Below are 12,435 nucleotides of genomic sequence, written 5' to 3' on the forward strand. Positions count from 1 at the left end.
TACGGACGACGAGCACTCACGCCTCTTCCAACGACGGCCAACAGCACCAGTCACAAAACCATCCCAGAACACCAACTACCTAGATCAGATGCCCTTTAAGAGGCGAGGAACGGACCCAGTACTGCGCTGAGTTCGGCGGGCGCGTCCATTGCGATGAGGTGGCCGGCGGTGGCGAACTCGCTCAAGGTGGCGTCGGGGATCTCGGCGGCGTAGCGGCGCGCGATGTCCTGGAAGTCGGTGACGTCGAGCTTGCCGACGCCCACAAGCGTGGGGACGGATACGGCGGAGAGGTCTCCAGCCGCGGGACCCTGGGAGTGCTGCCCCACGAGGGTCTGGTTCACCAGCGATGTCCGCAAGGGGCCGCGGAGTCGGTCGGCCAGGCCGTCGGTCACGTCGTCCCAGCCGCGAGCAGGTCCACGCAGCCACATGTCCAAGTTGATACGTACGGCGGCGTCCAGATCGCCCGCTTCCAGGGCTGCCGTCTCGGCCTCGTCGTACGCGATCATGTCCGCGGACCAGTGGTATCGCGGCCAGGGCGCGGCGAGCATCGCCAGGGAGTGCACCCGGGAGAGGTGGGTGAGGGTGAAGTCCAGGGCCACGCGGCCACCCCAGGACGCGCCCACGATCCGGACACGCTCGTGGCCGAGGTGGTCCAGGAGACGGCGCAGGTCGTCGGTCTCGCGGAATGGGCCGGTCGGGGGTGCGGACTCGCCGAAGCCGCGCATGTCGTACCGGATGACGGTGTGCCGTTCTGCGAGGGCGGGCACGACCGCGTCCCACATCCGGTGATCAGCGACACCGGCGTGCACGAGTACGACGGGCGAGCCGTCACCCGCTATGTCGTAGGAAAGGTGGCCAAGGTCATCGCTGAGCATGAGCATGTGCGGATGATCGCAGGGCAGAGGCGTGCGGGCCAACGGACTGGGCGGAGGCCGTGGACCGTGCCGACGAGCGCGGTCGGCGCCGGGTGGTACGCGCGGCCGGGTCGGATTTCGGGTCTAGGCGCGGAAAGCCTTCCGGAGGAGTTCGCCGAACTCGGCGGGGTGTGTGGTCAGGCCGATGTGCCCGCCTGGAAAGTGCTGGAGTTCCGTGCCGAGACGCTCGGCCAGGAGAGCGGCCGGACGGTAGGGCAACTCGCCGCGTGAATCCTGGCCGCAGGCGAGTACGAGCCGGTCCGACAGCGCCTCCAGCTGGTGGATGTCCGGGGCGTAGGACATGAAGCTGGGCACAATGCGCCCGACGAAGTACGGCAGGTCGGCCATCGTCTGCTCGGCCCGCGCCGCTGCTTGCGGCGGAAGTTCGATCTCGGCCTTCGGCTCGGTGGTGTCGCCGTCCCCTTTCAGACCCGCGGCGAACACGGCCATCGCCGGCATCAGCCCCTGCGTGCGGAACGTTGCCTGCATGCGCGCGATGAGCGCGCGGTGTTCGGAGGCGTCCGGCAGGACCTCCACCACCGGCGGCTCGTGCGCCACGACGCGTTCGACGCGTTCGGGGTGGGCAGTGAGCAGGTGCAGGGCGGTGATCGCGCCCGAGCTGGAGCCGAACACCCGAGCGGGCTCGCCTGGCGACAGCAGTTCCAGTATCCGGAAGGCGTCGTCGGCGTGCTCGGCCACTTGCTGCTCGGCCTCGGGGTCCTCCAGCGTGCTTCGGGACATGCCGCGCGGGTCGTAGGTCGCGACCGTGTATGCGGCGGCCAGGTCGTCGGCGATGCCGTCGAAGGAGGCCGCGCCGCCCGTTCCTCCGGGGATCAGCAGCAGGAGCGGGCCGTGGCCGCGCACTTCGTAGTGCAGGGTCGCGCCGTTCACTTCCAGGCTGCCGATGGTCGGGTCGGTCATCAGGAGTCTCCTTCTCGGGACGCAGGCCAGTGCTCCAGGAGGGTGTGCAGAGCGTCGAGGGCGCGGACCCAGGACTGCTGCGGCGAGCGCTGGTGCGTGAACCCGCCCGCGGCCTCCAGGGCGACGAACCCGTGGAACGTGCTGCGCAGCAACCGGACGGCGTCGGTCAGGTCGGGCTCGGCCAGTCCGTAGCCGCGCAGCATGCCGTACGTCAGCTCGACCGCGCGTCGGGGTCCGGGCGCCTTTGCGGCCAGTTCGGGGTCGATCTGGATCGGGGTCTGCGTCGCCGTGTAGCGGCCCGGATGCCGGTGGGCGTACTCACGCCAGGCGTTGGCGAACGCGACCAGCGCGTCCTTGCCCGCCCGCCCGGTGGTCGCCTCCGCGATACGGATGGTCTTCTCGTCCGCCGCCAGCAGCGCGATCCGTCCGCGCAGGTCCTCCAGGCTGCGGACGTGCGTGTAGAGGCTCGCATCCTTCACGCCGAGCCGCCGCGCCAGCTGCGACATGGTCACCTGGTCGAGCCCGACCTCGTCCGCCAGCTCGGCGCCCGCGATCGTCAGCCGCTCCGCCGTCAGCCCGGCCCGCGCCATGCACCCTCCCCTGTCCTAGAGCTCCTAGGTTATGCCTAGGAGCTCTAGGAATGCCGAACCGGGGGTGCGCGTTCACGCAGGCACCGCTGTTACGGAGGACGGCAATCAGAACTCGGGACGCGGATCCGCTGCACGAGCGCGATCGAGTCGTCGCGCCGGTGGGCGGGGCGCGCCGGTGTCGTCAGATACCCGCCGCCGCCGACAGGTCGCGCTTGATCGCCTCCAGCACGTCCGTCGCCTTCGCGCGGGCAGCGGGGAGGTCCTGGTGGGTCCCGACCGGGATCACGACCTCCAGGTAGCACTTCAGCTTCGGCTCCGTGCCGCTCGGGCGGACGATCACCCGGGCGCCGTCGAGCGTGTAGCGCAGACCGTCCGTGGGCGGGAGTTCGGCCGTGCCCTTGGTGAGGTCGTCCGTACGGGTGATCGGCAGGCCGGCCAGCTCCGTCGGGGGCTGCTCGCGCAGGCGGCGCATCGCGGCGGCGATGAGGGAGAGGTCCTCGACGCGGACCGAGAGCTGGTCCGTCGCGTGCAGGCCGTGCTCCACCGCCAGGTCGTCCAGCAGGTCGAGGAGCGTGCGGCCCTCCTCCTTGAGCTGCGAGGCCAGTTCCGTGATCAGCAGCGCGGCCGTGATGCCGTCCTTGTCGCGTACGCCGTCGGGGTCCACGCAGTAGCCGAGGGCCTCCTCGTAGCCGTAGCGCAGGCCCTCGGCGCGGGCGATCCACTTGAAGCCGGTGAGGGTCTCGACGTGGGGGAGGCCCGCCTTCTCGGCGATCCGGCCGAGGAGGGACGACGAGACGATCGACTCCGCGAAGGTGCCGGTCGCCCCGCGGCGGACCAGGTGGGCGGCGAGCAGAGCGCCGACCTCGTCACCGCGGAGCATGCGCCAGTCGGTGCCGTCGGTTCCGTCCTGTACGGCGACGGCGCAGCGGTCCGCGTCCGGGTCGTTGGCGATGATCAGGTCCGGGGCGGCTTCGCCGGAGAGCGCGCGTGCGGTCGCGAAGGCCAGGTCCATCGCGCCGGGTTCCTCCGGGTTGGGGAACGCGACGGTCGGGAACTCCGGGTCGGGATCGGCCTGCTCCGCGACGAGGACCGGTTCCGGGAAGCCGGCGCGGGCGAAGGCGGCCAGGAGCACGTCCTTGCCGACGCCGTGCATCGCCGTGTACACCGTGCGGGCCGTGCGGGGCGAGCCCTCGGACAGGACGGCGTCCGTGCGGGCGAGGTAGGCGTCGAGGACGCCGTCGTCGAGGGTGTCCCAGCCTTCGGTGGGGCGCCGGACGGTGGTGAGGGACGGGACGGCGGCGATCTCCGCCGCGATGTCGATGTCCGCCGGGGGGACGATCTGGGAGCCGTCGCCGAGGTAGACCTTGTAGCCGTTGTCGCGGGGCGGGTTGTGGCTGGCGGTGACCTCCACGCCCGCGACCGCGCCGAGGTGCCTTATCGCGAAGGCGAGCACGGGGGTCGGGAGGGGGCGGGGGAGGACGGCCGCGCGCAGGCCGGCGCCGGTCATGACGGCTGCGGTGTCCTGGGCGAAGTCGTGGCTCTTGTGGCGGGCGTCGTAGCCGATGACGACCAGGCCGTCGTCGTGGCCCTGCTTCTTGAGGTACGCGGCGAGGCCCGCGGCGGCGCGGATGACGACCGAGCGGTTCATGCGCATGGGGCCGGCGCCGAGTTCGCCGCGGAGGCCGGCGGTGCCGAACTGGAGGGTGCCGCCGAAGCGCGCGGCGAGTTCCGTGTGGTCCCCGGCGTCGATGAGGCGGGCGAGCTCGGTGCGGGTCTCCGGGTCGGGGTCCTCGGTGAGCCACGCCTGGGCCTGTGCGATGAGTTCGTCGTGCACGGTCGGTGTCAGCCTCTCGCTTGTCGATCGGGTGCGGGTGCCTCCGGCGGTGGGTGCGGGCCTGCGCCTCTTCGCCGGGTGTGGGTCGGGGCCGCGCCGGGGGGTGTCCGTCCTCGGAACGGCGCGATGGGGTCGGATACCGACTGACTGTTCGTTGACGCGCCAACCGCTGCGGGCGGACACCCCCCGACACGGCCCCTTCTCGCCGTACGCGGGTGCGGGCGCGTCTCCGCTCAGCTGCCGGCGGTCGTGGCTGGGCGCAGCGGCACCTCGTCGCGCCGAGTTGCGCAGCGCCCCGGCCACGGCTCCGAAGCCGGGTCGCTTACAGGCGGCCCAGGACCTGCGTCAGCAGGGAACCCATGCGCGTCGCGGAGTCGCGGCCCGCCTGGAGTACCTCTTCGTGGTTCAGGGGCTCGCCCGTCATGCCCGCGGCGAGGTTGGTGACGAGGGAGATGCCCAGGACCTCGGCGCCCGCCTCGCGCGCGGCGATCGCCTCGAGGACCGTCGACATGCCCACCAGGTCCGCACCGATGACCCGGGCCATACGGATCTCGGCCGGAGTCTCGTAGTGCGGGCCGGGGAACTGGGCGTAGACGCCCTCCTCCAGCGTGGCGTCGACCTCCTTGCACAGGGCCCGCAGCCGCGGGGAGTACAGGTCGGTGAGGTCGACGAAGTTCGCGCCGATGATGGGGGAGGTGGCGGTGAGGTTGATGTGGTCGCTGATGAGGACCGGCTGGCCGGGGCGCATGCCCTCGCGCAGGCCGCCGCAGCCGTTGGTGAGGACGACCGTCTTGCAGCCGGCCGAGACCGCGGTGCGGACACCGTGGGCGACCGCCGCCACCCCGCGGCCCTCGTAGTAGTGCGTACGGCCCAGGAAGACCAGGGCGCGCTTGTTGCCGATCCGGTACGAGCGGATCTTGCCTCCGTGGCCCTCCACCGCCGGCGGGGGGAAACCGGGGAGCTCGGTGACCTGGAACTCGGCCTCGGGGGCGCCCAGGGCATCCACGGCCGGTGCCCAGCCGGAGCCCATCACGAGGGCGACGTCGTGGGTCTCGGCGCCCGTCAGTTCGCGCAGGCGGGCCGCGGCGGCGTCGGCGGCCGCGTGGGGGTCGCCCTGGATGTCGTCCGGAAGAAGAGATGCGTTCACGCCGACGAGGGTAGCCGGTGAATGCCTACGCGCGTAGATGGCGGAGCTCACGGGGTGGCGATCGTTGTCTTGTCGTTTCCGACGAAGGGGCTCGCCCGGCGCGCCGGTCAGCAGGGGCGCTTGCGGAGCTCCATCACGTAGTCGTGGGGAGCGCCGGCCGACTCGGCCGCGTCGGCGATCTCGCCCAGGTAGCGGGCGGAGGGCATGCCGCCCTCGTACGCGTTCAGCGCGAAGGCCCAGGCGGAGTCCTCGCCCTCCAGGGTGTGGACCCGTACGCGGGTACGACGGTAGATGTCGAGGCCCACGCCCTCCCACCGGTCGAGCGACTCCTCGTCCATCGGGGCGATGTCGTACAGGGAGACGAAGACCTGGGAGAGCGGGTCCTCCACGATCGTCGGCAGCGCGCCCTCCCAGCCCATGTGCTCGCCCCCGAAGGTCAGTCGCCATCCGTTCAGCCAGCCGGTGGCGCGCAGCGGCGAGTGCGGGGCGCGGCGGGACATCAGCCGCGCGTCGAGGTTGCCGGCGTACGCGGCGTAGAGCGACATGGGGGAAGGGTACGGCAGGCGGCCCCGGCGTCACTGTCGTAACGGAGCCGCATCGGCGGGGCCCCGGGGCGGTGGCCCGGGGGCGGGTGCGGGACAATGGGGTACGTGACTCGGATCGTGATCATCGGTGGCGGACCCGGCGGATACGAAGCGGCGCTGGTGGCCGCTCAACTCGGCGCGGAGGTGACCGTCGTCGACTGCGACGGTCTGGGCGGGGCGTCGGTGCTCACCGACTGCGTGCCGTCGAAGACCCTGATCGCCACGGCCGAGGTGATGACCACCTTCGACTCCTCGTACGAGGAGCTGGGGATCATCGTCGCCGACGACACCCCGCACATCGAGCAGGCCGCCCGGGTGGTGGGTGTCGACCTGGGCAAGGTCAACCGGCGTGTGAAGCGGCTCGCGCTCGCCCAGTCGCACGACATCACCGCCTCCGTGACGCGTGCCGGGGCGCGTGTCATGCGCGGGCGCGGGCGGCTGGAGGGCATGCAGGCGCTCGACGGGTCGCGCAAGGTCGTGGTGCGCACCGCCGACGGGAGTGAGGAGACGCTGACGGCTGACGCCGTGCTCATCGCGACCGGCGGGCACCCCCGTGAGCTGCCCGACGCCCAGCCGGACGGTGAGCGGATCCTGAACTGGACCCAGGTGTACGACCTCGACGAGCTCCCCGAGGAGCTCATCGTGGTCGGGTCGGGTGTCACCGGTGCCGAGTTCGCCGGCGCCTACCAGGCACTGGGGTCGAGGGTGACGCTCGTGTCGTCGCGGGACCGCGTGCTGCCCGGCGAGGACCCGGACGCGGCCGTCGTGCTGGAGGACGTCTTCCGGCGGCGCGGAATGAACGTCATGGGGCGTTCCCGGGCGCAGTCCGCCAAACGGGTCGGGGACCGGGTCGAGGTGACCCTCTCCGACGGGCGCGTCATCACCGGATCGCACTGTCTGATGGCCGTCGGTGCCGTGCCCAACAGCGCGGGCATGGGACTGGAGGACGCCGGGGTCAAGCTGCGCGAGTCCGGCCACATCTGGACCGACAAGGTGTCGCGCACGACCGCCCCGGGCGTGTACGCGGCCGGTGACGTGACCGGCGTGTTCGCCCTCGCGTCCGTGGCCGCCATGCAGGGCCGCATCGCCATGTATCACTTCCTGGGTGACGCGGTGGCCCCGTTGAACCTGAAGACCGTCTCGTCGAACGTCTTCACCGACCCGGAGATCGCCACCGTCGGCTACACCCAGGCCGACGTCGACGGCGGGAAGATCGACGCCCGGGTCGTGAAGCTGCCGCTGCTGCGCAACCCGCGGGCCAAGATGCAGGGCATCCGTGACGGCTTCGTCAAGATCTTCTGCCGGCCGGGCACGGGCATCGTGGTGGGCGGTGTGGTCGTGGCGCCGCGCGCCTCGGAACTGATCCACCCGATCTCGATCGCGGTCGACAACAATCTGACCGTCGAGCAGATCGCGAACGCCTTCACCGTCTACCCGTCGCTGTCGGGCTCGATCGCCGAGGTGGCACGGCAGTTGCACACCCGCAAGGAGAACGGCGAGGGCTGAGCGGCCGAATCCGACTCCTCCCTGGTCACGGGGAGTGCTCGACCATTCGTACGGCATAGGCGGCAGGACTAGGCCTTATACCACTTCCCGCTGCTCGGTGCGAACATCTTCTGCTATTCAGCGCAAACTGCTGAAAGCAGACGGTCGCTGGCGTTACTGTCAGTTTCGTGTTCGCTGCAGAACGTCGCCAATTGATCCTCGAAATGGTGCGAGCGAACGGGGCCGTGTCGCTCCGTGAGCTCGCCCGCGTCGTCCAGACCTCCGAAGTGACCGTACGGCGGGACGTGCGCGCGCTGGAGGCAGAAGGACTCCTCGACCGCCGGCACGGCGGTGCGGTACTGCCGGGCGGTTTCACGCGGGAGTCCGGCTTTCCGCAGAAGTCTCATCTCGCGACCGCCGAGAAGACCGCCATCGCCGACCTCGCCGCGAACCTCGTGGAAGAGGGAGAGGCGATCGTGGTCGGGGCGGGTACGACGACCCAGGAGCTGGCGCGTCGGCTCGCCCGGGTGCCCGGACTGACCGTCGTCACCAACTCCCTCCTCGTAGCCCAGGCGCTGGCCCATGCCAACCGGGTCGAGGTGGTGATGACCGGCGGTACGCTCCGCGGTTCGAACTACGCCCTGGTCGGCAGTGGTGCGGAGCAGTCCCTGCACGGGCTGCGGGTGTCTCGGGCGTTCCTGTCCGGGAGCGGGTTGACCGCCGAGCGCGGGCTGTCCACGTCCAACATGCTGTCGGCGTCCGTCGACCGGGCGCTGGTGCAGGCCGCGGCGGAGGTGGTCGTGCTCGCCGACCACACGAAGCTCGGCACCGACACCATGTTCCAGACCGTGCCCACGGATCTCATCACCCGACTCGTCACGGACGAGCCGCCCGCCCACGACGACCGTGCGGCCACGGAACTCCAGGCGCTTGCCGACCAGGGCGTGCAGATCGCCGTGGCCGGGGGACAAGGGGCTTCGGCGGGGCCGGGTGCGGGAGGCCCCGGGGGTGATTCCGTCCCGGGGCGTCAGCAGCGCCGGGACGTGCCGTTGCCCGGGCCTCGGCGCCAGGTGCCGGGGGCTGGGGGGCAGTTGCGGTCCGCCTCGATGCTGGGCGAGCAGAGCCCCGCGGCGGAGCGGGCGCGAGTGGCGGATCTGCGGCGGCGTTGATGCCGGTGGTGCCACCGACTGCGGGGTTCGGCGCTGCTGACTGTCAGGTACCCGGCGCTGTCGCCGGAGCCGGGCGGGTCCGCAGCAGCGGCTGAGCCTCCGGTGCGACCCCGACTCGGGGCCGCACCGGAGGCGTTCGTCCGTCGGACCTCAGTCCTTGATCTCGCAGATCGCCGCACCCGACGTCACCGACGCGCCGATCTCCGCGCTCAGGCCCTTGATCGTGCCCGACCGGTGCGCGTTCAGGGGCTGTTCCATCTTCATGGCCTCCAGGACGACGATCAGGTCGCCCTCCTTGACCTCCTGGCCCTCCTCGACGGCGACCTTGACGATGGTGCCCTGCATCGGGGAGGCGAGGGTGTCGCCGGAGGCCGCGGGGCCCGACTTCTTCGCGGCGCGGCGCTTCGGCTTGGCACCCGCCGCGAGACCCGTACGGGCCAGGGACATGCCCAGCGACGACGGCAGGGAGACCTCGAGGCGCTTGCCGCCGACCTCGACGACGACCGTCTCGCGGCCCGGCTCCTCGTCCGCATCCGCATCGGCCGGCGCGGCGAACGGCTTGATCTCGTTGACGAACTCCGTCTCGATCCAGCGCGTGTGCACCGTGAACGGGTCGGACGAGTCCGTCAGCTCGGGCGCGAACGCCGGGTCCTTCACCACCGCGCGGTGGAACGGGATCGCCGTCGCCATGCCCTCGACCTGGAACTCCTCCAGCGCCCGGGCGGCCCGCTGGAGGGCCTCCTTACGGGTGCGGCCGGTGACGATCAGCTTGGCCAGCAGGGAGTCCCACGCCGGGCCGATGACGGAGCCGGACTCCACGCCCGCGTCCAGGCGGACACCCGGGCCGGACGGCGGGGCGAACGTCGTGACCGTGCCGGGAGCCGGGAGGAAGTTGCGGCCCGGGTCCTCGCCGTTGATGCGGAACTCGAAGGAGTGGCCGCGCAGCTCCGGGTCGCCGTAGCCGAGCTCCTCGCCGTCGGCGATACGGAACATCTCGCGCACGAGGTCGATACCGGCGACCTCCTCGGTGACCGGGTGCTCCACCTGCAGACGGGTGTTGACCTCCAGGAAGGAGATCGTGCCGTCGAGGCCGACGAGGAACTCGACCGTGCCGGCGCCGACGTAGCCGGCCTCCTTCAGGATCGCCTTCGAGGCGGAGTACAGCTCCTCCACCTGCGCGTCGGACAGGAAGGGGGCCGGGGCCTCCTCCACCAGCTTCTGGTGGCGGCGCTGCAGCGAGCAGTCACGAGTGGAGACGACGACCACGTTGCCGTGCTGGTCGGCGAGGCACTGGGTCTCCACGTGCCGCGGCTTGTCCAGGTACCGCTCGACGAAGCACTCGCCCCGGCCGAAGGCGGCGACGGCCTCACGGACCGCCGAGTCGTACAGCTCCGGCACCTCTTCGAGGGTGCGGGCGACCTTCAGACCACGACCGCCGCCACCGAAGGCGGCCTTGATCGCGATCGGCAGGCCGTGTTCCTCGGCGAACGCGACGACCTCGTCCGCACCGGACACCGGGTCGGGCGTACCGGCCACCAGCGGGGCACCCGCGCGCTGCGCGATGTGCCGGGCGGCGACCTTGTCACCCAGGTCGCGGATCGCCTGCGGCGGCGGGCCGATCCAGATAAGGCCCGCGTCCAGGACCGCCTGAGCGAACTCGGCGTTCTCGGAGAGGAAGCCGTAGCCGGGGTGGATCGCGTCCGCGCCGGACTCGCGGGCGGCGTTGAGCACCTTCTCGATGTCGAGGTAGCTGGTGCCCGGCGTGTCACCGCCCAGGGCGAACGCCTCATCCGCGGCGCGGACATGCAGAGCGTCCCGGTCCGGGTCGGCGTAGACGGCCACGCTCGCGATACCGGCATCCCGGCAGGCCCGGGCCACGCGGACAGCGATTTCGCCACGGTTGGCGATGAGCACCTTGCGCACGATTGAGGCTCCCTCCTTGAAACAAGCCGAGTTTAGGGACTGCCGACACGACACTTCGACCCGTCCCCAGTGGTGAGCTTGCCCACACGGAGCGTGATGCGAGGCTCGCTCGACCCGCGAAATCCCTTGTCGCACCGCGGTACGCAGTACTCCTCCGGGAAACCCTAGCCCTCTCCTGTGGCCAAGGTCTCTGTCATCACGTGCTGCGGGCCACTCTGTTTCTTTGTCGAGTCCCTACGAATGGCCCAATGATTCTTTGCCCGCTGCCGGACCCTTGTCCCCCGGTTTACCCGTTAGTAGCGTTCGCGGTGTCTTCAGAGGGAAGAGGGTGGGCCCGGTGATACGCAGGCCGGTGGCGTGGGTCGTGGCGGTGGTGCTGTTCGCAGAGGCGTTCGGCGTCGCGGTGCTCAACTGGTTCCTGGGGGTCGTCGTCGACCGGCAGGACATGTCGCTGGCCGGGCTGGACCCGCACATGATGTCGGTGTCGTCGAAGATCGGCGGGATCGCCTTCGGCCTCTACTTCGCGCTGTGCGGCCTGGTCGCCCTGCTCGTGGCGCTGCGGGACCGGCCCCCGGCGGGCTTCGGACGCGTGCTGCTGATCAGCGCGGCGGTCGTGCACGCCCTGCTGGGCGCGTTCACCTGGGGCCTCGTCGGCTGGACCGCGTTCCTGTTCATGGTGCTGGTGCTCGCCCTGATCGTGCTGCTGCTGATGACGTACGACCGCCCGGCGGAGCCCGCCGACGCCGCGCCCGAGGGCGGGAAGGGCGGCGACGGGTCCCCGGTCACTTCTCCGCCGGCGCCCACAACTCCGTGATACCCACGCCCAGTTCGGCCAGCAGCCGCCGGAGCAGGGGCAGGCTGATGCCGATGACGTTGCCGTGGTCGCCGTCGATGCCGTCGATGAACGGGGCCGAGCGGCCGTCCAGGGTGAACGCCCCGGCGACGTAGAGGGGTTCACCCGAGGCGACGTAGGCGGCGATCTCCTCGTCGGTGGGCTCGCCGAAGTGGACGACCGTGGACGCGGTCGCGGAGACATAGCGGCCGGTGACCGTGTCGTAGACGCAGTGGCCGGTCTGGAGGGTGCCGGCCCGGCCGCGCATCGACTTCCAGCGGGCGGTGGCCTCTTCGGCGTCCGCGGGCTTGCCGAGGGCCCGGCCGTCCAGGTCGAGCACCGAGTCGCAGCCGATCACGAGCGCGCCCTTGGCCTCCGGGCGGGCCGCCACGACGGAGGCCTTCGCCTCGGCCAGGGCCAGGGCCAGGTCGGCGGGTGTGGGGGCGGTGACGGCGTCCTCGTCGACGCCGCTCACGATCACCTCGGGGGCGAGGCCGGCCTGGCGGAGAAGGCCGAGCCGGGCGGGGGACTGGGAGGCGAGGACGAGTCGCCTGCGGCGCTGAGCGGTCATGCCGTCAGGTTAGTCACCCGAGCGGGGCCGACTCACCTCACGCCGATCACGATCATCGCGAGCACCATGGCCAGGGCCAGGAGAACGCTCAGCCGCCGCAGCATGTCCTGCATGTCGCGCAGTTCCTTCGGCGGTTCGTTCTCGGGGTCCGACCAGAGCATGCCTTCCATGGTCGGACGGGGGTGGGGGCGGCGCCTGAGTACGAGTACTCAACTTGCCCGGTCCCCACCCCTACGGATCAGCCCGGCCAGTACGTACGGCCCCACGCCGCCGGCCCCGGCTGGGGCAGGCGGTGGGCCGCGATGCGGGACGGGTCGGACCAGGAATCGCGGGACGTCGGCGCGCCGGGCGGGGCGGCTGCCGCCGCCGCGGCGCGCGCCCTGACCACCGCCAGGGCGGCGGCCAGCTCCTCCGGGGTCGGGTTGCCCCGTACGACCTTGATCGTCATGTGGGCCTCCTGGGCTC

The 12,435-nt window shown here is 71.3% G+C and carries 13 protein-coding genes; 3 read left to right on the forward strand and 10 right to left on the reverse strand.

Annotated features, from left to right (window positions below; genetic code table 11):
• Positions 1-95 precede the first annotated feature (95 nt).
• The 6 genes from AB0G20_RS14235 to AB0G20_RS14260 form a co-directional block, all read right to left on the reverse strand.
• Entirely contained in the window at positions 96-881 is a 786-nt protein-coding gene (locus AB0G20_RS14235; RefSeq protein WP_361300988.1) for an alpha/beta fold hydrolase, read from the reverse strand.
• A 117-nt stretch (positions 882-998) separates the two neighbouring features.
• Positions 999-1,835 carry an alpha/beta hydrolase gene (locus AB0G20_RS14240; protein WP_361300991.1) on the reverse strand — a complete coding sequence of 279 codons (837 nt, stop codon included), beginning with the start codon at positions 1,833-1,835 and terminating at the stop codon, positions 999-1,001.
• On the reverse strand, positions 1,835-2,425 hold the full coding sequence (locus AB0G20_RS14245; protein ID WP_361300994.1) for a TetR/AcrR family transcriptional regulator: 591 nt from the start codon (positions 2,423-2,425) through the stop codon (positions 1,835-1,837). Before AB0G20_RS14245 ends, AB0G20_RS14240 begins: the two co-directional genes overlap by 1 nt.
• Positions 2,426-2,606: 181 nt before the next feature.
• Complete coding sequence (locus AB0G20_RS14250; RefSeq protein WP_361300997.1) at positions 2,607-4,259, reverse strand: phospho-sugar mutase; 1,653 nt, start codon at positions 4,257-4,259, stop codon at positions 2,607-2,609.
• Between the two features lie 322 nt (positions 4,260-4,581).
• On the reverse strand, positions 4,582-5,406 hold the full coding sequence (locus AB0G20_RS14255) for a purine-nucleoside phosphorylase (protein ID WP_104777701.1): 825 nt from the start codon (positions 5,404-5,406) through the stop codon (positions 4,582-4,584).
• Positions 5,407-5,513: 107 nt separating this feature from the next.
• On the reverse strand, positions 5,514-5,951 hold the full coding sequence (locus AB0G20_RS14260) for a gamma-glutamylcyclotransferase (RefSeq protein ID WP_361301001.1): 438 nt from the start codon (positions 5,949-5,951) through the stop codon (positions 5,514-5,516).
• Positions 5,952-6,047: 96 nt separating this feature from the next.
• Between AB0G20_RS14260 and AB0G20_RS14265 the strand changes: the two genes are divergently transcribed.
• Together AB0G20_RS14265 and AB0G20_RS14270 are read left to right on the forward strand one after the other, a co-directional pair.
• On the forward strand, positions 6,048-7,496 hold the full coding sequence (locus AB0G20_RS14265) for an NAD(P)H-quinone dehydrogenase (RefSeq protein WP_361301004.1): 1,449 nt from the start codon (positions 6,048-6,050) through the stop codon (positions 7,494-7,496).
• A gap of 167 nt (positions 7,497-7,663) precedes the next feature.
• Complete coding sequence (locus AB0G20_RS14270) at positions 7,664-8,644, forward strand: DeoR/GlpR family DNA-binding transcription regulator (RefSeq protein WP_361301007.1); 981 nt, start codon at positions 7,664-7,666, stop codon at positions 8,642-8,644.
• Positions 8,645-8,794: 150 nt separating this feature from the next.
• On the opposite strand, the gene AB0G20_RS14275 is transcribed toward AB0G20_RS14270, so the two are convergent.
• Positions 8,795-10,567, reverse strand: a complete 1,773-nt coding sequence (locus AB0G20_RS14275) for a biotin carboxylase N-terminal domain-containing protein (RefSeq protein WP_361301010.1) — start codon at positions 10,565-10,567, stop codon at positions 8,795-8,797.
• A 337-nt stretch (positions 10,568-10,904) separates the two neighbouring features.
• On the opposite strand from AB0G20_RS14275, the gene AB0G20_RS14280 reads away from it, so the two are divergent.
• The gene (locus tag AB0G20_RS14280) at positions 10,905-11,381 is read left to right on the forward strand and encodes a hypothetical protein (RefSeq protein WP_361301013.1); all 477 of its coding nucleotides are present in this window, start codon (positions 10,905-10,907) and stop codon (positions 11,379-11,381) included.
• Here the strand turns inward: AB0G20_RS14280 and AB0G20_RS14285 are convergent.
• From AB0G20_RS14285 to AB0G20_RS14295, 3 genes are all read right to left on the reverse strand, one after another.
• Positions 11,350-11,970 carry a nucleoside triphosphate pyrophosphatase gene (locus AB0G20_RS14285; protein WP_361301016.1) on the reverse strand — a complete coding sequence of 207 codons (621 nt, stop codon included), beginning with the start codon at positions 11,968-11,970 and terminating at the stop codon, positions 11,350-11,352. The two genes, AB0G20_RS14280 and AB0G20_RS14285, sit on opposite strands and share 32 nt — an antisense overlap.
• Positions 11,971-12,002: 32 nt before the next feature.
• A complete protein-coding gene (locus AB0G20_RS14290; RefSeq protein ID WP_079160209.1) occupies positions 12,003-12,131 on the reverse strand; it encodes a hypothetical protein in 129 nt (42 codons plus the stop codon).
• A gap of 77 nt (positions 12,132-12,208) precedes the next feature.
• Positions 12,209-12,418, reverse strand: coding sequence for an acyl-CoA carboxylase epsilon subunit (locus AB0G20_RS14295; protein ID WP_031109407.1), 210 nt, complete (start codon positions 12,416-12,418; stop codon positions 12,209-12,211).
• Between the last annotated feature and the right edge of the window lie 17 nt (positions 12,419-12,435).

Source organism: Streptomyces sp. NPDC024017 (assembly GCF_040638895.1).
Classification (GTDB): Bacteria; Actinomycetota; Actinomycetes; order Streptomycetales; family Streptomycetaceae; genus Streptomyces.